The sequence below is a fragment of the Streptomyces sp. NPDC057617 genome (assembly GCF_042800555.1).
GTDB lineage: Bacteria > Actinomycetota > Actinomycetes > Streptomycetales > Streptomycetaceae > Streptomyces.
The window spans coordinates 453,505-474,518 of the sequence record NZ_JBHVGV010000004.1; the positions used below are offsets into that span (position 1 = coordinate 453,505).

The following is a 21,014-nucleotide window of genomic DNA, read 5'->3' on the forward strand; positions in this document are numbered from 1 at the left end:
TTCACCCAGCTTTGACATCGGCGGCTATCCGCCAAATCTGTACGAGGCAGTATTGATCTTTACCGCCCAACTCTTCTTCCTGCCCCGGCGGAATTTGCAAGGTGCGCCACGACAGTGGAGAGGTGAAAGGACCCCTCGCGCCGTTGAACATCCACTGCCAACGCATCTTGTACAGGCCGGGCGAGGGCAGGATCAGGGGGACCCGTTGCACCCCGCCGTCGATGGCATGAATTCCAAGGTCACCCCCGGGAAGTTCCACCTCCACCTCTTCCCGGCCGAACCAATGGGCATCCTTTTCCGGAGGGAGAGTGGACCAGCTCTCCAGCCGAACGGCTAAATTAATAACCTGGGACGGCACCTGCAAATAAACCAGGCCGGGGGCGGAGATCAGCCAATGCGCATCATCCGCATCTGGCCCATAGGTATCGACAGTTGTATCAACCAACCCAAACAGGCGGTAACTTGGGCTGACCACGGTTTCATATGTGTCCAGCAGTCTACTCAAGGGGCGCCCTCTCACATCGAAAGCCAAGTCACAAGTAAGCATGGATACCCGAACATTAAAGCACCCGCATCTCTCGGCTGCCTCGACGGATCTCGGCAAGAATAAGTGAGGTCACTGGCCTCTCGGTCTCGGGCGGAAGCAGACGCTGATCTTTTTGCAACCTCACGACGACGCGAGGCGAAGGAGGAAAGGGGGCCAGGACGATCGCGGTGATGCGGTTAGTGCTGCAGCGAAGCTTCCGCAGGGGGCCAGAACTTCAGGGTGGTCATGACCTGCTCGCCGAGGCGGCGGGCCTTGGCGAGCGTGCTCTTGTGTCACCGCTTGAGGCGACGGTCACGGAGGGCACCCGGACAGACCGTCGGCACCTTGGTGCGCCCGCGCCCACGTCGACAAAGGCTCCCTACAGGCGGCGACCTATTTCTGGGGCCTGTTCAGTACCGAATCCTGGGCTTTCGCGGGTGGGTTGTCACCGGTCGACTGCTGGAATCCAAGCCGCCGGCTGATGACGACGGCGGGCAGTTCCGAGGCGATAGTGCTCGTCGGTCTACGGGGTCGGTTCCTGTATCAGGCGGCTCCGGGCTCGGAGCCATCCATTGGGTGAGAGAGCGAACGAGCATCTGGATCCATGGTTTCCGACGCCTCCGGACCCGCGGGGAGGGACGCGATGACATCCTTGAAGCACTACTCAAACTGGTCTACTGCATGATCATTTGCCGCCGCGTCAGGAACGTTCTGCTGGCTCCTTCTACGAGGCTGCCCTGGTGCCGCCCGGAGCCCTGCGATCCTCGATGTCCTCGACGTGGGTTAGCAGATAGCGGGGCCCGTCCACGGTGTCCGCGACAACGGAGTTACGCATGGACGCCCGGACGAACGAGCCGTCGCGCCGCTTGAGGCGCAACTCGGCGCGGCCGCCCTCGGCCGAGGTGCGCAGCAGGGTCCCGATGTCCTCGGGGTGCACGAGATCGGAGAACGAGTACCGGCGCAGCGCGGACGCGGGCCGGCCGAGCAGCCGGCACAGCGCGTCATTGGCCCGCACGATCCGGCCGTGCTGAGCGCCCCCCATCTCGGCGACGGCCATGCCGCTCGGCGCGTACTCGAACGCCTGCCGGAACGACTCCTCACTGGCCCGCAGAGCCTGCTGCTCCCGCTCCAGGCGCACCAGGGCCCGCTGCATGTTCCCACGCAGCCGGGCGTTGCTGATGGCGACCGCGGCGTGGGCCGCGTAAACCTGAAGTGCCTCCCGGCCCCATGCGCCGGGGCGCCGCCCGTTGCGCGGCCGGTCGACCGATATGACGCCGAGGAGTTCCCCCTCAACCTCTCTCGGCAGGTACATCGGTGCGAACAGCCGGTCCGCGGGGTGCCATTCGTCCTCGAACTGGGGTGCGGGGCCCTCGGTGTACCACTGCGGTACGTCGTCGTTGTTGAGCACCCAGCCCTCGGTGTGCGGAATGAAACGGAGGGAGCCCCATTCCTCACCCATGGTGAGGCGCCGGTTCCAGGAGGCTCGCGAGCCCACTCTGCCGGTGATCAGAGAATCGGCGGCAGGGTCGCCGGAGAAGGCGGCTACCACGAGGTCGCCGTCCGGACGTACCAGATTGACGGCGGCGAGTTCGTAGCCGAGTCCCGCGACGACGCCGTCGGCGACGGACTGCAGGGTGTCGGCGAGGCTCCGCGCGGGCGACACGTAGCTGATGAGCTGGTCGAGCAGGCTCCGGAGGCTGGCGAGCCGGACGTACGGTTCCGTCTCGGTGACGGTCGACTCGCCGTAGTCCCCGGCGGTCGCCTGTGCCGCGGTCCAGTCGTCCCAGCCACGCTGCGAGGTCGCGGCCACGGGCACAAAAGCCGTGTTGCGGAGGAAGGGCGCTTTGCCCAGGCTGTCACGGCAAAGCCGGTGCGGCTCTGGCAGGGCCTTCAGGCCGAGTTCCACCCGCAGCCGCTGGTAGATCGTGTCCAGATCGAGGAATTCATCGCCCTCCAGGACACCGTCCTTGATGAGTCTGATCAGTTCGCCTGTGAACGCGGTGAACCGCTCGCCGGGTGGGGACACCGCGACCGCGTTCTCGGCGGCGGCAGCGAGCAGATAGGTGCCCTCGACCTCCAGTTCGGCGCCGGCGGACTGGGCGCCGAAGGTGCGCGCGCTGTAGCAGCAGTCGGCGATGAGGATCCGCCGGGCGGCGGGGCTGTGCTCGATCGACCGGCGGATCCACTCGTGCGGGACGGCCGTGTCGTGCACGGACATCCGGTCGCTGTCCCCGACGGCCAGGTGCAGTTGGCCCGTCCTCGGTTCGATCAGCCCGTGCCCCGCGTAGTACACCAGCAGGGTGTCCTCGGCGGCTTCCGCCGCCTCCGCCACGGACTTGGAGAGCTGACGCGGTGTCTGTGGATCGAGCACCACATGGCAGTTCTCCGGGGGAAGTCCCCAGATGTTCTGCTGTGCGAAGAGATCCGCGAGGGTCTTCACCCCGCTCGCGACAGCGGGCAGATCATCGAGCGTCTCGAAAGCGCCGACCCCTATGAGCACCGCGCGCGAGGTCGCGGGGTCAGGTGGGTTCGCCACGCCCGTCCTCTTGCCCGTCGGTCCAGTCCTCGCGACTGCCGGTCCGGTCGCCTCGACTGTCGGTCCCACCGTCAGTCAGGGACTCCAGCAGGCGCCGCGTCTCATCGGGCGAGGAGTCGGAGATAGTGACCCTGGCGCCGTCGGGGCGTTCCACCGTGACGACTGGCTGCCCTGGCCGTGTCGCGCGCCAAGAGGCCAGGGACAGCGCGAGCGAGGCGGCGCTGAAGCCGCTACTCACCACTAGCGAGATCAGGTCGATCACATCGCCCTGGGCTCCCGCCCGGGGCGACCGTGCCGTGTCGAGTACGGGTCGCGCGTGGCGACGGGCCGCAGGCTCCGCAAGCAGCCACGCGTGCAATGACCGCAGCTCGCCCTCTGCCGTATCGTCGTCGCCCAAGCCGACGCGCAGTCTCACCCACGCCCCCTTCGTTTCCCACCCGCCCACGAGGGCGGGTGGGACAGCTTAGGGCCCATGGCACGGAGCACGACATTCCGGTGATCAAGGGAACGGGAATAGGCAACGGGAATTACGAAGAGCGCGCATCAACTGGCGGTCTGACACCGTTGCGAGCCCTCCAGGGCTGATGACGACCACCGTGGAGGATCCGGACGGCCGCCGGTCCCTCGGCTCCTCATCGACCCAGGGGCTCCTCATCAACCCAGGCGAGTTCGCAGTTCGCAGCAGCATCCCGCAGTGCAACTGCCCAGATTACGGCAGGTGCTCATCATCCCAGGTGGATCCTCATCCAGTCCAAGACCGGCCGACCCCCTCGGCATGCCTCTCGCAAGCGCCCGCCTCACGCGGCGTTTTACGAGGAGCCGCATGCCACTACGTGCCATTGCCAGGGGTAAACAGCGGTCGCTACGGGCCCTGTCCGACCGCAGGCCAGGAGGACATCCGCACTGGGTTTTCGCTTGTCAGAGTCCTGCACGGCGGCCGCATGCCATAAGGCACCGATTGTCGCAGGAACGCCGGGCGCCAAGCGTCGAGGATGGGCCTGTCATGGCGGTGCGCCGACAATTCTGATCGATCGTCAGGCGTCCGCCGATGGCATCAAAGTCCTGTACTGACCGGCCCACGCCGAGGGGTGCCTGGAGCTTCGTGTTCCGGGCACCCCTCGGTCTACGTAGCCGTCTGGTGTCATGTCTGCTGGCCCAGTTCCCGCATCAGGAGGTCGGCGGAGCGCGGCACGGCGGTCTTGGGCTTACGTCGGCCCCGCTCCGGCCATGGTCCTGTCCGTGACAGCCGCCGACCTGCCTTTTGCCATCGGACGCGCACCCGCACCCGGAACGTGAGCCCTCGGGGTCAGTGCGATCGGGGTTTCGCGTGGGCGGGGCTGAAGAAGGTCGCGGCGTGGTGCGCGGCCTTCTGGTCCGGCAGTTCGCCGGTGCTGCGTGCCTGGTGCAGGAGGGCGCCTCCCCAGTGCATGTCCAGATAGCGTGCGGTACGCCGGAGCATGCCCACCAGGGGCTCGGCGTCGTCGGCCTGGCCGCGGGCGAAGGTGCTGACGGCCCAGAGGGTCTTGCCGCGCATCCGACCGCGGAAGTCCAGGTCGGCATGGCTCATCCACGCTGCCCAATGGTCCAGGTAGAGCTTGGTCTGCGCGGAGACGCTGTACCAGTAGAGCGGGGATACGACCACGATGTCCGTGTGCTCCAGCGTCGCGTCCAGCAGCAGCCTCTCGTGCCTCTCCCCATCAAGGCGATCGTCCTTCGCGAGGGCCGCGGAGGACGGGCCGAAGCCTTCCACTCCGGAGTGATGGAGCCCGCTGAGCCGCAGCCAGCTCCGTTCGGCCTCCGCGGGGAGGCCCTCGGCCGCGCGTCGGGCCAGCAGTTCCGTGGCACCACCCACGCGTGGGCTGCCCAGCATGAAGGCGAAGCTGCGCGCGCGAGGCCCGTCGAGAACCCTGCCCACCACCGTCGCCCTCCCGACCTCAGTCATGGGCCGGTACGGCGGCACCGGTGCCGGCCGCGAGGCGGAGGTGGCGCTCAGCATCCTGGCGCAGTTCCTCGCTGTACCGGATCTCGCCGCCCCGTCCCGCGTAGCGGCGGTCGCGCACCCCGCTGGTGCGGCGCAGCACGGTGATGCTGTTCTGCATCAGCTTCTGCGATTCCAGGAGGCTCACCACCTCCAGTTCTCCCGGGTTGGCCTGCTGGAACTTCTCTATGTAACGCAGCAGGGCCTCACCCTCCGGATAGGTCATCAGATAGTGCATGACCACGAGTCCGCCGTCCGGGTTGATCAGCTCCCAGAAGCGGTCGAAGAAGTAGAGGCATTCCCATGCGTCGACCCAGGCGAAGTCGATGGGGAAGAAGTCCTCGGGGAGACGTTCGGCAGCGTCCTTGAGGTCGGCGTTCACGACCGTGACCCGCGCGTCGAGGTCCAGCTCACGCAGAGCCTCCTGGACGCGGTCGGCGGAGGAGTCGGCGATGGACAGATTGTCCACGGCCACCAGGCGCGGGAGGTAGGGCTCCAGGTGGTGCGAGGGCGACACCAACGGAGGGTCGGCCAGCAGCCACGCGTCGTCCAGCTCCGCCCCTCGGCCGAGATGTTCTCGGGTCTTGGCGGCGAGCGCCCGGGACTCGAGCCGCACAGCGTCCTCCGCATCCGCGAGGGCACCGGCGAGGAAAGGCGTGGTGTACCCCATCCCCACTTCCAGGACGCGCTCCGGTCGCAGCAGTTGAACCAGATTCGCGAGCAGCGGGCCCACAACTTCGGTGCCCATACCTGGCACACTCAGCCCACCCACCACATTACGGAACTTTTCACTGTGAATTCTCTGGGCCATATTCATGTCCTCTTCCTGTGAAACCCGGCTCGGCAAGCAATCAAGGGGAGATACCTGATGCGCAGGAACGACTGTTTTGTATTTTTTTTGGGAGACTTGTCGGGCTCAATCCCCGGCGGTACTATCTGCACGCATTACACAATCGAACAGGAGGACATTTGGGGCACAACCGATGCAATCAGGAGGATTGCGGAGCAGTGCTCTGCGAGGTGGGGTTACTCCAGTACCGGGAGGCGGTATCGGTCGGCTCGATCGCCGCGGACTCGGTGACTCCTTGCATCACCGCCCTCGGCCTGCTGGAACCCGCAGCGGACGACGCCGGACACCTGATTCCCGTACCCCCCTCCGTGGCCGCCGGCCGAGCCCTGGCCCCCATCGAGAAGGAGGTCGCGGCCAGGCGCCAACACCTTCTCCACCTGACGGAGTCCTTTCAGACCGCGGAAGAGGTATTCACCTCGGCACGCAAAGGTGAACTGCCCAGCTCCACGGTGTTGCGCGGCGGTGAACTCATTGCCCGTACTATCGATGCCTCGGTGGCTGCCTGCAGGTCCGAGTTGCTCACCGCGCAGCCCGGAGGCCGCCGACCGCCGGAAATACTGGAATCGGTGGCGCAGCGCAATCTCAATCTCCTGGCGAGGGGAATCCGCCAGCGGACGCTCTATCAGCATTCGGTGTGGTCGCATCCACCGACCGTCGAATACATCAGGAAGGTCGCGGAGGCCGGCGGGGAAATTCGGACGGTGGATGAAATGTTCGACCGGCTTATCATCTGCGACCGGGAGGTGGCCTACATTCCCACAAAACCGGACTACTCCGACGAGGCGCTCGAGGTTCGCGATCCGGCGATCGTCTGGTTCCTCACCAACTTGTTCGAATACGCCTGGGCACGGGGTACCCCTGTCGAGCCGAACATGAAGAACCGCCCGCGCGTCGTCGTCTCCGAGATAGAGCAGAGCATCATCCGCTTCCTCGTCGCCGGGCACACCGAGGAGAAGGTCGCCCGTGGGCTCGGTATCAGCCGACGCACGGTGGCCGAGTACATCAGCCGCATCTCGCGCCAGCTCGGCAGCGTCAGCAGGGCGCAGCTCGGCTATCTCATCGCCATCCATGGTCTGCTCTCCGACCAGGTGGTCGTCGCCCCTCACGACGCGGCGAACCATGACGTCACTGAGTAGGCGATGTCCCGCCTTCACTCGCCCGCCGCCTTCCGCGGCGCGTCCACTCGGTCCGCGCGCTCCCACGTCGCGCAGAGGCGCGCCGAGAGAGGTGTCGCTGATCCGGTCGGCGATCTTGTCGGGGTGGCCCTCGGTCACGGACTCCGAGGTCAAGAGACGAACCGGCATGGCAGGTGCTCCGGAAAGAGGGGGAGGAAACGTGGACGCCGGTCAGCGGCCCGCGAGGGACACGGCGGCGACCTCGTCGCGGATGGCGGTGCATACCTCGTCCACATGCTCGAACAGGTAGAAGTGACCGCCCGGCCAGGAGCGGGCGGTGGTCCGGGCCGTGGAGTGCCCGCTCCAGGGAGCGGCGATCCGCGGACCGGCCACGGGGTCGTTCTCACCCGTGAAGACCGTGAGCGGGGCGTCGAGCAGCGGTCCGGGGTGCACCTGGTAGGTGTCCACGATCGAGAGATCGCCGCGTAGCACCTCGACCATGAGGTCCAGCAGGTCGGGCAGCTCGAAGACCTGCTCGGGAGTGCCTCCCAGCCCCTGCATGAAGGCGGTCAGCCGCTCTCTCGGCCACAGGTGGCGCTGGGCGCGGTCAGGCCGGTGACCGGGCGCGGGCGCCCCCGAGAGCCCCACCCACTCGGGCCGCAGGCCCGACGTCGAGAGCTCCCGGGCCGCTTCGAAGGCGATCAGCGCACCCATGCTGTGCCCGAAGACCGCATAGGGGCCGGACAGCAGGGAGCGGAGTTCCCGCGCCACGTACGCGGCGGCCTGCACGGAGGTACGGCAGGCCCGCTCCCCGGTGGCCATCAGTCGTCCCGGAAGGTCGACGGACCACAGGTTCCAATGTGCGGGAAGCTGTCGGGTGAAGGGTGCGAAGGACGCCGCCGACCCTCCGGCGTGGTGCAGGAACACCAGAGTGAGGGGCGCGAAGGAGGACTCGGTGCGCGTCCCTCCCCGGGCGGACACCGGCGCGAGCGAGTGCCGCAGATCCTTCACCCCGGCCCCCATGGTCATGCCGTTCATAGGCCTCGGTACTCCACTGCCGTAACGGCCCAGGTGAACCCCATGCCGCTGCTGGCGAGCAGCACGAGGTCGCCCTGTTCGAGCCGCTTGTCATCCATGAGGCCGCGCAGAGCGATCAACAGGTCGGATCCGCCCATGTGCCCGAGCCGGTCGTAGTTGAAGACGCTCTTCCGCGCGGGGATGCCCAGTTGGTTCAGCAACCGTTCGTGCATGCCCTTGTCACCCTGGTTGATCAGGAGGTACGCGACGTCGGAGAGGTCCCTGCCCAGCGTGGACAGGACGTCCCCGACCCGGGCCGGGAAGTTCTCCAGGTAGGCGTCGGCGAGGCCGGGCCTGCGGCCGCGTCGGCGCATCAGAATCCGATCGTCCTCGACGTCCCCCGAGTAGTAGTCCGCCCAGGACGGGTCCGTGCGCATCGACGACGTCAGCACCTCGAAGGCGCAGTCGCCCCGGCCGAGAAGCAGGGCCGAGGGGGCATCGCCGAAGTTGAACAGCGCCTTGGAGTCGGGATCCTGGTAGTCGACGAGTTGGCTGAGGCGGTCGCCGACGAGCACGAGGACGAATGGGCCGCCGCTCACAGCGAGTTCGTTGAGACCGGCACGTACGGCGGCCATGCCACCGTTGCAGAAGTTGGTCACCTCGAAGCAGTGCGCGCGGGAGATGTCCAGTTCCAGCGCGACCCGGGCAGCCGGTGACCAGAAGGGCAGATCCCACTCGCCCGAGCCGGTGTAGATGACGTGACTGATCTCCTCGGGCGACACCGCGTTGCGCTCCAGCACCGCCCGTGCGGCCTCGGCCGCCAGCTCCCACGCCTGTTCGTGATCCCCCAGGACGGGGAAGTCCTCGGTGTGTGTGATCGCGAGGATGTCATCGATCGGAATGCCGGATTCCGTGTGCATGTGGTACGCGTCCGCGCGGGACGTGGGAAAGCGCACCTCGAAGTCGACTATGCCGCCCATGGTCCTCTCCGTTGTCGTGTCGTCGGGGTCCGGTCCGCCCGTCCGTGTCCGCTCACCGGGCCCCGTCGTCCTGGGCGGAGAGCATGCGCAGCCGGTTCAGGTGGGTGAGACCTGTCAGGACCGAATGCGTCGGCAGTCCGAAGTCGATGAGACAGGCCACCTCGTCCACACCGATCTCCCGGAAGCGGTTCACGGTGTCCCGTACCTTCTCCGGCGTGCCCAGCAGACCGCCGCCGTCGTAGTAGCGGTCGAAGGAGCGGTTGACGATGAAGTCCACGTCCTCGGGAGCGAGCCGCGACGCATCGATCCGGCGACCGTCCAGCTGGGAGCCCAGGAGCAGACCGAGCGAGCTGCGAAGGTAATCGGAGAGCGGACCACGGACCGCCGCACGGATGGTGTCCTCGTCATCTCCCAGGAAGGTGTGCACCATGAGGCCCACATGACCGGTCCACCCGTCGGACCTGCCCTGCTCCATGACCGCCTTGCGGTACTCCGCGATCTTCAAAGCGAGGTCGTCCAGGTCCTGGCCGAGGAGGTGGGTCAGCAGCCCGGCGCCGAGCCGCCCGGCGTTGCGGAAGGTCTCCACTCCGCCGGCGCTGGTGACCCAGACGGGCAGCTCCGGCTGGACCGGAGGCGGGAACACACCGAGCTGCTGTGTGGTGCCGACGCCGTCGGTCACCGACAGCTTCTCGCCCCGCCAGAGCGCCCGTACCTGCTCGACCCGCTCCAGCAGCAGTTGCCGGCGGTTCTCGTAGTTCTCCGGGTAGAACGCGAAATCGGCGGCGTGCCAGCCGGAGGCGAAGGACAGCCCGACCCGGCCGTTGGACAGGTTGTCCACGACCGACCACTCCTCGGCGATCCGCAGCGGATGGTGCAGCGGCGCCACCACACTGCCCGCGCGGACTCCGACCCGCTCGGTCACCGCGGCGACCGCCGCCGCCGTGACGGAGGGGTTCGGGTACAGGCCCCCGAAGGGGTGGAAATGCCGTTCTGGCGTCCACACGGCGGAGAAGCCGTTACGGTCCGCGAACCGGGCGCCTTCCAGCAGGAGCTCGTAGCGGTCCTTCTCCTTCTCGGTGCTGTCGTTGGCGAAGTAGAAGAGACTGAAGTCCATGGGTTCTTCTCTCCGGGCGGCCCAGGGCCGACCCGCTCGGCGGACGGACTACGCGACGGACTCTTCGACGCCGGACGGCGGCGTCCGGCGGGTCCCGGCGGCCCATGAGGCCACCGCCGGCGCCACCAGTCCCGCGGCAAGCAGCAGGGCAGAGAAGACCAGCCAGCCGGCCGCGCCCAGACCGGCGATCAGCGCGGTGGCCAACGCCGGCGTCACCACCGTCCCGAGCTGGGTGGACATACCGAACATTCCCTGGTACTGGCCCTGGGCGTGGTCCGGTGCCAGCCCGAAGGCGAGCGACCAGGAGCCGGCGCTGTAGAACATCTCGCCGACCACATGGACGATGGCTCCCGCCAGCAGAATCAGCACGGCGAGCCACACGGGCCGGTCTGCCGCCAGGGCGAAGAGCACACAGCAGACCGCGAGCAGAACACCCGACTTACGCAGCGTCCGGGCTCCGCCCGGCACGTCGTCGCTGCCCTTGCCGGCCCGCACCTGGAACAGCACGACCATGATGGTGTTGAGGATGATGATCAGCGAGTACACCCACGTGGGCGCCGTCGTCCGGTCGGTCAGCCAGACGGGCAGCGCAACGGTGAGGATGGCGACGTTCATCACCAGGACCGAGTTGAGCAAGGCCACGAAGGCGTAGGGAACGTCGCGCAGCACGATCCACTTCGAGCCGGACTGCTCCTTGGGAACCGACGCGACCTGCGGCACGGTCAGGTAGGCCAGCCCGGATACCACGAACATCGCCCCGCCCGCGATCAGCAGACCGACGTAGCCGGCCCGGTTGTCGAAGAACAGGGCGACCGCCCCGGCGGCGGCCCCCAGTGACACGCCCAGATTGCTGACCGCTCGCATGTAGGACCAGGCCCGGACCCGCTCCTGCTGCGGAATCAGCCCGGCGATCAGCGCGCCGCGGGCCGCGTCCGTCGAGGACTCCGCCATCAACGCCAGGCTTGTGACGACCACAAGGCCCGGGAACCCGTCGACGAAACCGTAGCCGCAGACGAACACACCGAGCAGCAGCAGGAAGCCCACCGTGGTGTTGCGCGGCCCGGCCAGGTCCGCGAGCCGGCCGGCCGGGATACTGGCGGCCATGCCCACCGCGGCGCCGATCGTCATGGCCAGACCGACCCGTTCAGCGGGTATGCCCACGGTCCGCGTGAAGAACAGCAGGCTGACGGACATGAGAATGCCGTGGCCCGCTGTCTTGGCCAGGTTGCTCAGGCACAGCGTGCGCACCACGCCCTTGGGCGGGACGATGTTCTGAAGGATGGACACTGTGATCTCCTAGGCGACCGTGGACGCCGGATCCGGTGACATCAGGTCGGACGTGATGCGGAGCCGGTCGATCTTCCCGTTGGCGTTGAGCGGCATCGTCTCCAGATGCCGGAAGCGGCGCGGCACCATGTGGAGGGGCAGCTGCTTGCGCAGCGCCCGGGCGAGGATGCCCGGCTCGGCCGGCTCGCCGGTGTAGCAGCCCACGAGCTCGGTCTCGTCCCCTCTGCGCAGCGCGACCACGACGGCCTGCTGCACGGCGGTGTGCCGGCGCAGGGCGGCCTCGATCTCGCCGAGTTCGATGCGGTAGCCGCGCACCTTCACCTGGTTGTCCAGCCGGCCCAGGTGCACGAGATGTCCGTCCTCCCACCGCACCCGGTCGCCGGTGCGGTAGTAGTGCTCCGCCGTCAGCTCGCCCGTACCGTCGTACACGGCGACGCCGTCCCCGCCGTGCAGCAGGAAGCGCCCGCTGTTGTCGGCCGGGTCGAGGTAGCCGTCGAAGCGCTGGGACCCGCGCACCACCAGCTCGCCCTCCTCGGCGGGGTGGCCCTGCTCGTCGAGGACCAGATGCTCCAGGAAGCCGTAGACGGGCCCGATGGGGACGGTGTCGTTGGACGTCTTCGGCCAGTCGCCGATCTCGGCCGGCAGGGTGTACTCGGTGCAGGCAACGGTGAGTTCGGTGGGGCCATAGACATTCACGAGGGTCGCCTCGGGGGCCACCGTGTGCCAGGCCGCGGTCTGGTCGTACGACAGCTGTTCGCCGATGAACACGCTCATCCGCAGGTTGGTCGCCCGCCCTGCCCGCAGGTTGCCCAGTTCCTGTCCGACAGAGACCACGGACGGCACCGAGAACCAGTGCGTGATCTCCTTGTCCACCACATAGTCGACCGGCGACAGCAGTTCGGCCCGGTCGGGCACGACGAGGGTCGCGCCGGCGCCCCAGGTGACGAACAGGTCGAAGACCGACGGGTCGAAGGTGAGGTCGAATGTGTGCGACATCCGGCAGCCCCGCCCGATACCGAAGCGCGCGATGTTGTGCGCGAGGTACGGCGAGACGTTACGGTGCCGGATGGGCACGCCCTTGGGCCGCCCCGTCGATCCAGAGGTGAACAGCACGTACGCCACATCGTCCGGGGACGCCGTACACGCGGGCAGCGGGCGCGTCGGCGGGGTGCCCGCGCGCCCGGCGGACGCCACCTCGTCCGCGGCCAGCCGCAGTTCGGTCGGCACGACACCGCCCAGCTCCTTGTCGAGCTGTGCGGAGTCGGCGGCGTCCGCGATCAGTACCTCGCTGCCCGCCAGTTCGCAGATCACGCGGTTGCGCGAGGCCGGGAAGGCGGGGTTGACCGGGGTGACCGCGGCACCCAGGCGAAGCGCCGCCAGGTAGCCGGACAGGGACACCACGCTGCGAGTCGCGATCACGGAAACCCTGCTGGGTACCGTGCCGTGCTCCTGGAGGATCCGGCCCGCGACCGCCTCGGCGGCGGCGTGCAACTCCCGATAGGTGAGCCGTTCGCCACCGGCTTCGAGAGCCGGCTGACCGGCGTGGCGGTCGACGGAACGCTCGAACCACTCGTACATCGTCAGCACGTCAGTCACGGCCCACCTCCCCGGCAGGCCGGGCCGTCCCCAGGTCGGGCGCGTCGAGACGCATCGTGGTGGGCGGATCCTGCCGGACAGGTTCGATGTGCAGCAGCTCGACGCCCTCGTGGTCCGCGGCATCGGCCTCGCCGCGGAGGACGTCGGAACGCTCTCCCTCGTACGGGGCGAACCCCGCGAAGCGGTAGGCGACCTCCATCATCCGGTTGCGTTCGGTGCGCCGGAAGTCCGCGAAGAGCCGTACCCCGGAGCGCGCCGCCTCGTCGACAAGCCAGCGCAGGAGCACCGCGCCGGCGCCGAAGGAGACCACCCGGCAGGACGTGGCGAGCAGCCTGAGCAGCCAGGCGCCGGCGTGCCGCTCCAGCAGCACGATGCCGACGGCCCCGTGGTCACCGAACCGGTCGCGCAACTGGACCACGAGGACCTCGTGCCTCGGGTCGGTCAGCAGGGCACGCAGGTGTTCGTCACCGTAGTGGACACCCGTGGCGTTCATCTGGCTCGTACGCAGGGTCAGTTCCTCGACCCGGGCGAGGTCCGGTTCGACTGCCCGGCGGATGGTCATCTCCAGGGCAAGAGTGCGCAGGAACTCCTCGTCGGGCCCGGCGAACTCCTCACGGGCCGTCTCACGGCGGAAGCCTGCCTGGTACATCTCGCGGCGGCGGCGGGAGTCAACGGTGACGACAGGGCTGAACTCCGGCAGCGAGCCCAGCTCCACGGCCTGTTCCGCCGGGTAGCAGCGCACCGCGGGCAGGTAGTGGGCGACCTCGGCCCGCTCGGCGGGCTGGTCGTCGACGAAGGCGATCGTGTCGAGCGCGAAGTTGAGCTGGTCGGCGATCCGCCGCAGGGACTCGGACTTGGGACCCCACCCGATGCGGGGCAGCACGAAGTACTCGGCAATTCCCAGCTTCTCCAGCCGCGCCCAGGCGTGGTCGTGGTCGTTCTTGCTGGCCACCGACTGCAGGATGCCGCGCTCGTCGAGGGCCTTGACCACTTCGCGTATCCGCTCCGGCAGCGTGACCTCCCCGTCCTCCAGGAGGGTCCCGTTCCACAGCGTGTTGTCCAGGTCCCACACCAGGCACTTGACCGCTTTGGCCGGTCCCGGCGGGGTGGAGGCGTCGGCCTCGTTCATCCTGTCCATCTCCGTCTCGCTTCCCGCTTTCGCCACTGACACGGTCAGACCTCCCACAACGTCACGGCCCAGGCGGCGACCGGGCTGTTGTTCAGGACCAGAACGAGGTCGCCCTGCCGCAACTCGCCGCGGGCCAGCAGCCGGTCGAGGTTCAGCACAACGTCCATGGCGCCCAGATGTCCGTAGGTGGCCAGGTGCTCGTTGCAGACCGGGTGGATGGGCAGACCGAGGAGGGACTCGTAGAACTCGTAGGCGCTCGCCGTCACGTTCTGCATGAGGGTCGCGGCGACGTCGTCCTTGGCCACGCCCGCCTCGGCGAGGGCCTCGTCCACCATCCGGCCGAGTCGCAGCCGGCTGTGCAGGGCCAGATCGAAGCGGTAGCGGTCTGCCGAATTGCACTCCTCGCGCCACTCGTAGGACGGCACCTGTTTGTAGTCGACCCGGAACAGGTCGTGGAAGGAGCCGTCGGTCTCCATTCGATGGGCCCGCAGTACGGGACGCCCGCCCCGCACCAGGGTCATGGCGCAGGCGCCGTCGCCGATCACGGTGACCGGGTGGCGGACCCGGTCCAGGCCGGTGGGCCGGCTGCCGTGGGCGATCAGCACGCTCTGCCGTGAGGGATCGGCCAGCAGCAGGTCGCGGCCGAGTCCCCAGGCGGCGCTGGAGCCGGTGCAGCCGAGCCCGTCCACGGTGAACGCGAAGGCACCGTCGAGCTTGGTGTCCGCCTGCACGCGGCACACGTCGGAGCCGAGCAGCACATCGGGCGCGCGCGGAGCGACCAGCATCAGGGTGTCCGGCCGCTGCGGGGCACCAGGCGTGTCCTCGTCCAGCCGGGCCAGCAGGCCCTGGACGGCCTCGACCGCCAGGTCTCCGGCGGTACGGCCCTCAAGGACACCCACCGTCGCGATGCCGCTGCTCTTGAGGAACTCGGCTTCGTCAGGGCCGAGTTCGGGGACCTCCGGGAGGTCCCGCACGTGCACGGACTCGGTGGGCAGCACACAGTGGATGGCGCCTATTCCGATGGTCATGACCACACCGCCAGTGCGTGCTTGCCCAGCAGCAGCTGGCTGATCTCGTTGCTGCCCTCGATGATCTCCATGAGCTTCGCGTCGCGGTAGGCGCGCGCCACCGGCCCGCCGTCGCCGGCTCCGGCCGAGGCCATCACCTGCACAGCCGTGGCAGCGCCGCGCGCCGCCTGCCCGGCCGCCAGGTGTTTGGCGGTCACGGCGGCGGTCACCAGTTCGGGGCTCCCCTCGTCCCAGCAGCGGCTGACGTGCTCGCAGCAGCGGGTGGCGGCCTCCTGGGCGACGTGGAGCTCCGCGAGATGCCGGGCGACCAACTGGTGCTCGGCCAGCACGACTCCGAACTGCTCTCGGGTGGCGGCGTGCCCGCAGGCCGCCCGCAGGCAGGCACGCAGTATGCCGACGCAGCCCCAGGCCACCGAGATCCTGCCGTAGGTCAGCGCCGAGGTCACCAGCCAGTCGATGGGCAGACCGGCGCCGCCGAGCAGGCTGTCGGCGGGCAGCCGCACCCCTTCGAGCCGGATACCGGCGTGGCCCGCTGCCCGGCAGCCCAGCGGATCGGCCACCCGCTCCACGCTGACGCCCGGGGCGTCGGCGGGGACGACGACCGCGGCCGCTCCCGTGCCGTACCGGCCGAAGACGACCAGGAGGTCCGCGTACGCACCGACGGTGACCCACACCTTGCGGCCGTCGACGACGACGGTGTCGCCTTCCCGCCGGATCGTGGTCGCCATGGCGGCGAGGTCGCTCCCGGCGCCGGGCTCGCTGAACGCGACACCTGCCAGCTGACCGGACGTCAGCGCGCCCAGGTAAGCGGCCTTCTGTTCCTCGTCGCCGAAGCGTTCCACGGCCCAGGCGGCCATGCCCTGGGAGGTCATCACGCTGCGCAGGGAGGAGCACAGGGAGCCGACGTGCGCGGTGAGCTCACCATTGGCGACGCTGCTCAGGCCCGGGCCACCGTACTCCGCCGGGACCTGGGCCGTCAGCAGGCCCTTGCCGCCCAGCTCGCGCAGCAGGTCGCGGGGCAGTTCTCCGGCCAGGTCCCAGGTGTCCGCGCGGTCGCCGACCATGTCGGTGGCCAGCCGCTCCAGCTCCGGCCGCGCCGCGTCCGGGGACGGCACGGGCTCCCGCGTCTTCCGTTCACGCATCGGTACCGCCGCGCAGGCGCAGGACGAGTTCGGTCATCCGGTTCACGCTGCGGAAGTTGTCCAGGGTGAGGTCCGGGCCGGCCACCTGCACCACGAAGGTCCGTTCCACGTGGACCAGTAGTTCCATGGCGAAGAGCGAGGTGACCAGACCAGTGGCGAAGAGGTCCACGTCGGGAGCGACATCGGTCCTGGTACGCCCTTGCAGGAACTCGGTCAGGTTCTCGCGGATCGACTGGGCGGTCTCCGCCTGGCCGGTGGGGGTGGTCATGACGCGCTACCTCCGTACTCGAAGAATCCGCGGCCGGTCTTGCGGCCGAAGTCGCCCGCCGCGACCTTGTCCAGCAGCAGGGCGCAGGGCTCGTAGCCGGCGTCGCCGGTGCGCTCGTGCAGTACGCGCAGCGAGTCGACCACGTTGTCGAGGCCGATCAGGTCGGCGGTGGCGAGCGGGCCGGTGGTGTGGCCCAGGCAGCCCTGGAAGGCGGCGTCGACGGATGCCGGGGAGGCGATGCCGTCGGCCACGATGCGAGCCGCCTCGTTGATCATGCGCTGGAGGATCCGGTTGATCACGAAGCCCGGTCCGTCACCGACGACGATGCCGTTCTGCCCCAGCGTCCGGAGCAGGGCGCCGGCCGCGGCGACGGCGTGCTCCCCGGAGCGCGGCCCACGGATCAGCTCCGCCGTCTGGATCATGTAGGGCGGGTTCATGAAGTGGATGCCGACGAGGTCCTCCGGCCTCCGCACCGCATCCGCCTGTTCGTCGATGGGCACGGCGGAGGTGTTGGAGACCAGCAAGGTCCCCGGGGCGACCAGCGCGGACGCCTCGGCCAGTACCTTGGCCTTCAGCGGGGCGAGTTCGGTGACCGCCTCGATCACGGTCGTGGCCCCGGCGATGTCCTCCAGGCGGGTGGTGACGACCAGGTCACCGGTCACGCCCTCCCGGGGCAGCTTGCCCATCATCCGGGCCAGCCGCAGCTGGTTGGCTATGTCGGTGCGGGCCTTGCCGAGGACGTTCTCGTCGAGATCGACCAGAACGACGGGCAGACCGTGGCCGACGGCCAGGGTGGTGATGCCCTTGCCCATGACGCCGGCGCCGATCACCGCGAGCCGGTGGACCGGCCCCTCCGGGCCGGCCTCCGGGCTCTGCGCGGCGCCGGGGGTGTGCCTCTTCTCGTTGCCGGTGTCGCTCATTTCTCCTCCTTCGCGGCGTTCCGCGCGCCCTCGGCCGCCAGCTCGGGCAGCAGGGAGCCGATCTCGTCGGTCCGGTGGGCCAGGAACGACAGGCCCCTGCGCAGCTGCTCACCGCTGACGACGGGGGACAGCCGGGAGCGGCGCAGCCAGGGCTGCCAGCCCTTCGCCTGGACGCCGGCCTCGTCGAGTTCGTGACCCTCCATCTCGTACAGCGCGGTGGCGGAGAGCACCTTGCTGCCAGTGGCCTGGGCCTGCTCGGCGATCAGCCGCTGCCACTCGGTCAGCGGCACGACGCGGGTGGGCAGACCGGCCTCCTCCAGGGCCGCGAACAGGTCCTCCAGGCTGGGCGAGGTCTCGTCCACCAAGTGGTACGCGCGGCCGACGGACTTGGCGGACAGCATGAGTTCGGCGACCGCACGGGAGAGCACGTCCACCGGCGAGACCGGCATGCCACGGTCGTCGACCGGACGCGCCCCCACCACCAGGCCACTGGCGAGCAGGAACCAGATGAGGTCCTTGTCGTTGCAGGCACCGGACTGGGAGGAAGCCATGATCAGGCCGGGCCGGAAGAGCCGGACCCGCATACCGTCCTGGTCCGCGCGGTCCAGAATGCGTTCGCCGACCCACTTGCTCACGCCGTACCCACCCAGCTGCGGGTCCAGCGCCTGATCGCGGGTCTCCAGCAGCCGTCCCTCGGGCCCGGCGGGCGCGGTGGCGGCAACCGTGGAGATGAAGCCGATGTCACGGATGCCCAAGGGACGCATCCAATTGAGCAGCCCGACCAACGGCAGGACGTTGTCCTCACGCAGCATCCGGTACGGCTCGGTGAAGACGACCTTGGCCGCGCAGTGCAGGACGTGCCCGATCCGCGTGGCCAGCTCACCGCCCCGGTACTCCCCGCACACGGTGCCGATGTCCCGCAGATCACCAGGGACTGCGTGCACCCGCTCCGGATCCGGCTCCGGCAGTCCGAACTTGGCCGCGGCGGCCTTCAGCCGAGCCATGCCCTCGGTTTCGTCCGCAGCCCGTACGACGCAGTAGACGCGGCCCTTGGAGGCGGAGACCAGTGCGTCGAGGAGGAAGGCGCCGAGGTAGCCGGTGGCGCCGGTGAGCAGCACGTCCCGGCCGGGGGCCGACTGCTTGGCCAGCGGCTCCAGCGGGATCTGCAGGTCCGCGTCGATCATCGCACCGTCGCCGTCGGCGGCGGGGTCGACCTCGGCGTCGCCCAACCCGGCACCGTTCTGCAGCCCGGAGACCATCTGCGCGAGTCGGCGGAGGGTGGCCTGGCTGCCGCCTGCCCGGTGGATGTTGATGAGGACGCCGTACCGCTGCTGGATCTCCAGAACCATCCGCACGGACAGCAGGGAGGTGCCGCCCAGGGAGGCGAACTCGTCGTCGAGGCCGATGGTGTCGTGACCGAAGAGCTCCTTCCAGAGCTCGGTCAACTGCGCCTCCAGGGTGGTGGGCGCGACGCCCGCCGGACCCGCGGTGCCTGCCGCAGAACCCGACCCGGCCGGGGCGGTCACGCCGGTGTCCGGCGGTCGCGTCGCGGGCTGGTCGAACCCGGGCAGCCGGTCCAGGGCCCAGTGCCGCTTGCGGGTGAACGGGTACGTCGGCAGCGTCACCCGGCGCCCCCTCCCGTCCGCCAGCGCCTCCCAGTCCACCTCGACGCCGTACAGCCAGGCCGCCGTCGCGGCCTCGTCCAGGAGTTCGGCCACGGTGTTCTCGTCCGCGTCGGCGCAGGACTCCGCGGTGATCACATGACGGTCGTCGGCCGGCTCTCCGTGCCCGGCCAGGAGCACGAAGCGCCCCTCGGACCCCTTCTCCAGGGGGTCGGTCACGACCTGTGTACCGGTCGGCAGCGCCGTCTTGAGCCCCGCCACCAGCGCGGCGGGCGGCTGCGGTGCCCCGGCCGGCGGAAGCACCACCAGCGCGGAGCGCGCACCGTCGATTCGCCTGGTCCGTACGGAGGGCGGGCGCGGCAGCCGGAGCGCGGCGGCCAGCCGGTGCGCCGGAGCGGTGACCACCCGTCGCTCGTCGAAGGCGGCCCGGCCGACCCGGAGCGTGTGGGCGACATCCGCGGCGGGCAACTCGCCCTCGTCGAGGGCGTCGGCCAGCCTGCGGGACTGCTGGTCCAGCTCGGCACGGGTGCGTGCCGACAGGACCAGCCGTACCGTGGACCGCCGCGGCGCGACGGGCCGTACCGGCTGGGGCGGCGGGGCCAGCACCACGGCGGCGTTGGTGCCGCCGACACCCATGGAGTTCACGAGCACATGGCGCTCGGGCTCCGCGCAGTGCTCGGGCGCGGTGGTGACGAAGAACGGGCTCTCCTCCAGGATGCCCGGGTCGCGGGGCCTCTCGAAGGTCGGATGCGGCGGAATCTTGCCCGTGCGCGCCACGTGCACCGCCTTGATGAAGCCCGCGATGCCGGCTGCCGGGCCGGTGTGTCCGATGTTGGACATGACCGAACCGAGACCGCAGTAGCCGCTCTTGGCCGTGGTGGCGCGGAATGCCTTGGTGAGGGCGATGAGTTCGATGTTGTCGCCCACCGGGGTGGCGGTGCCGTGGGCCTCGACGTACCGGAGCCGGTCCGCGGAGACGTCGGCGGTGCGCAGCGCGGCGGCGACCACGTCGGCGACGCCGTTGGGGCTGGGGGCGATGAAGCCGAGCCGGTCCCCTCCGTCGTTGCCGACCGCACTGCCGCGGATCACCGCGAGCACCTCGTCACCGTCGGCGAGGGCGTCCTCCAGACGGCGCAGGGCGACCACGCCGACGCCCGAGCTGTAGGTGGTACCGGTGGAACTCGCGTCGAAGGAACGGCAGTAGCCGTCCTCGGAGAGCACCCCCCCGAGCTGGTACTGGTAGCCGCGGAAGGGCTCCAGCACAGTGGCGCCGCCGGCCAGCGCGATGTCGCACTCGCCGGACAGGAGGCTCAGGGTGGCGTAGTGCACCCCGTACAGGGAGGAGGAACAGCCGGTCTGGATACTCAGGGCCGGGCCCCGGAGCCCCAGCTTGTAGGCGACCCGGGAGGTCATGAAGTCGGCCTGGCCGCCAACGGTGAGTTCCAGGTCGTCCACCGCGGCGCGCAGCCCGTGCTGCCGGGCCTTGGCGGCGAGCAGGGCCGCCGAATAGTTGCCCGCGGCACTGCCGGCGAAGACACCGGTCACCGGCCCGTCCCTGCGTGCCGGGTGTCCCGCGGCCTCCAAGGCCTCCCAGCACGCCTCCAGGAAGAGCCGCTGCTGGGGGTCGATCGTCTCTGCCTCGCGCGGCGGGTAGCCGAAGAACTCGGAGGCGAATTCCTCCACTCCCGGCAGCGAGGTGGCCACGCCCACGAAGGCGGGGTCGGCGAGCATCTCGTCGGTGACGCCGGCGGCCTTGAGCCGCTCCGCGGACATCTCCCGCATCGAGATGACGCCACGGTCTATGTTCTGCCAGAACTCGTGCGGGGTGGTGGCGTCCGGGTAGCGGAGGCCGACACCGATGACCGCTATGTCCGTGCTGTTCGTCATGGATGTGTCCCGTTCGTTC

At 69.2% G+C, this 21,014-nt stretch carries 16 protein-coding genes and 3 pseudogenes; 1 reads left to right on the forward strand and 18 read right to left on the reverse strand.

What is annotated here, in order from left to right; all coding sequences use genetic code 11:
- Position 1 precedes the first annotated feature (1 nt).
- The 6 genes and pseudogenes from ACFU9P_RS13620 to ACFU9P_RS13645 form a co-directional block, all read right to left on the reverse strand.
- The gene (locus ACFU9P_RS13620) at positions 2-505 is read right to left on the reverse strand and encodes a hypothetical protein (protein ID WP_376373787.1); all 504 of its coding nucleotides are present in this window, start codon (positions 503-505) and stop codon (positions 2-4) included.
- A 775-nt stretch (positions 506-1,280) separates the two neighbouring features.
- Positions 1,281-2,213: pseudogene (cdgB, locus tag ACFU9P_RS13625) on the reverse strand (diguanylate cyclase CdgB); the annotation flags it as partial.
- A gap of 222 nt (positions 2,214-2,435) precedes the next feature.
- Positions 2,436-3,131: pseudogene (locus ACFU9P_RS13630) on the reverse strand (caspase family protein); the annotation flags it as partial.
- Positions 3,046-3,507 carry a hypothetical protein gene (locus ACFU9P_RS13635; protein ID WP_384079821.1) on the reverse strand — a complete coding sequence of 154 codons (462 nt, stop codon included), beginning with the start codon at positions 3,505-3,507 and terminating at the stop codon, positions 3,046-3,048. The gene ACFU9P_RS13635 and the pseudogene ACFU9P_RS13630, both read right to left, overlap by 86 nt.
- Positions 3,508-4,368: 861 nt before the next feature.
- Entirely contained in the window at positions 4,369-5,004 is a 636-nt protein-coding gene (locus tag ACFU9P_RS13640; protein WP_384079824.1) for a flavodoxin family protein, read from the reverse strand.
- Entirely contained in the window at positions 4,997-5,788 is a 792-nt protein-coding gene (locus tag ACFU9P_RS13645; RefSeq protein ID WP_376373795.1) for a hypothetical protein, read from the reverse strand. Before ACFU9P_RS13645 ends, ACFU9P_RS13640 begins: the two co-directional genes overlap by 8 nt.
- Positions 5,789-6,048: 260 nt before the next feature.
- Between ACFU9P_RS13645 and ACFU9P_RS13650 the strand changes: the two genes are divergently transcribed.
- Positions 6,049-7,026, forward strand: a complete 978-nt coding sequence (locus ACFU9P_RS13650; protein WP_376373797.1) for a LuxR C-terminal-related transcriptional regulator — start codon at positions 6,049-6,051, stop codon at positions 7,024-7,026.
- Between the two features lie 81 nt (positions 7,027-7,107).
- Here the strand turns inward: ACFU9P_RS13650 and ACFU9P_RS13655 are convergent.
- The 12 genes and pseudogenes from ACFU9P_RS13655 to ACFU9P_RS13710 all read right to left on the reverse strand — a co-directional run.
- Positions 7,108-7,194: pseudogene (locus ACFU9P_RS13655) on the reverse strand (S-adenosylmethionine synthetase N-terminal domain-containing protein); the annotation flags it as partial.
- A 42-nt stretch (positions 7,195-7,236) separates the two neighbouring features.
- Positions 7,237-8,043, reverse strand: coding sequence for a thioesterase II family protein (locus ACFU9P_RS13660; RefSeq protein WP_384079829.1), 807 nt, complete (start codon positions 8,041-8,043; stop codon positions 7,237-7,239).
- Positions 8,040-9,002, reverse strand: coding sequence for a 3-oxoacyl-ACP synthase III family protein (locus ACFU9P_RS13665; RefSeq protein ID WP_376373802.1), 963 nt, complete (start codon positions 9,000-9,002; stop codon positions 8,040-8,042). The genes ACFU9P_RS13660 and ACFU9P_RS13665 overlap by 4 nt, the downstream gene beginning before the upstream one ends.
- A gap of 52 nt (positions 9,003-9,054) precedes the next feature.
- Entirely contained in the window at positions 9,055-10,116 is a 1,062-nt protein-coding gene (locus tag ACFU9P_RS13670) for a MupA/Atu3671 family FMN-dependent luciferase-like monooxygenase (RefSeq protein WP_384079833.1), read from the reverse strand.
- A gap of 48 nt (positions 10,117-10,164) precedes the next feature.
- Positions 10,165-11,403 carry an MFS transporter gene (locus ACFU9P_RS13675; protein WP_384079836.1) on the reverse strand — a complete coding sequence of 413 codons (1,239 nt, stop codon included), beginning with the start codon at positions 11,401-11,403 and terminating at the stop codon, positions 10,165-10,167.
- A 9-nt stretch (positions 11,404-11,412) separates the two neighbouring features.
- Positions 11,413-12,999, reverse strand: coding sequence for an amino acid adenylation domain-containing protein (locus ACFU9P_RS13680; RefSeq protein WP_384079839.1), 1,587 nt, complete (start codon positions 12,997-12,999; stop codon positions 11,413-11,415).
- Positions 12,992-14,128 carry an HAD-IIIC family phosphatase gene (locus ACFU9P_RS13685; RefSeq protein ID WP_384080072.1) on the reverse strand — a complete coding sequence of 379 codons (1,137 nt, stop codon included), beginning with the start codon at positions 14,126-14,128 and terminating at the stop codon, positions 12,992-12,994. The genes ACFU9P_RS13680 and ACFU9P_RS13685 overlap by 8 nt, the downstream gene beginning before the upstream one ends.
- Positions 14,129-14,172: 44 nt before the next feature.
- Positions 14,173-15,156 carry a 3-oxoacyl-[acyl-carrier-protein] synthase III C-terminal domain-containing protein gene (locus ACFU9P_RS13690; RefSeq protein WP_384079841.1) on the reverse strand — a complete coding sequence of 328 codons (984 nt, stop codon included), beginning with the start codon at positions 15,154-15,156 and terminating at the stop codon, positions 14,173-14,175.
- Positions 15,153-16,298, reverse strand: coding sequence for an acyl-CoA dehydrogenase family protein (locus tag ACFU9P_RS13695; protein ID WP_384079844.1), 1,146 nt, complete (start codon positions 16,296-16,298; stop codon positions 15,153-15,155). Before ACFU9P_RS13695 ends, ACFU9P_RS13690 begins: the two co-directional genes overlap by 4 nt.
- Entirely contained in the window at positions 16,291-16,566 is a 276-nt protein-coding gene (locus ACFU9P_RS13700) for an acyl carrier protein (protein ID WP_384079847.1), read from the reverse strand. The genes ACFU9P_RS13695 and ACFU9P_RS13700 overlap by 8 nt, the downstream gene beginning before the upstream one ends.
- Positions 16,563-17,486, reverse strand: a complete 924-nt coding sequence (locus tag ACFU9P_RS13705) for a 3-hydroxyacyl-CoA dehydrogenase family protein (RefSeq protein WP_384079850.1) — start codon at positions 17,484-17,486, stop codon at positions 16,563-16,565. Before ACFU9P_RS13705 ends, ACFU9P_RS13700 begins: the two co-directional genes overlap by 4 nt.
- The gene (locus tag ACFU9P_RS13710) at positions 17,483-20,995 is read right to left on the reverse strand and encodes a beta-ketoacyl synthase N-terminal-like domain-containing protein (protein WP_384079853.1); all 3,513 of its coding nucleotides are present in this window, start codon (positions 20,993-20,995) and stop codon (positions 17,483-17,485) included. The genes ACFU9P_RS13705 and ACFU9P_RS13710 overlap by 4 nt, the downstream gene beginning before the upstream one ends.
- Positions 20,996-21,014: the final 19 nt, after the last annotated feature.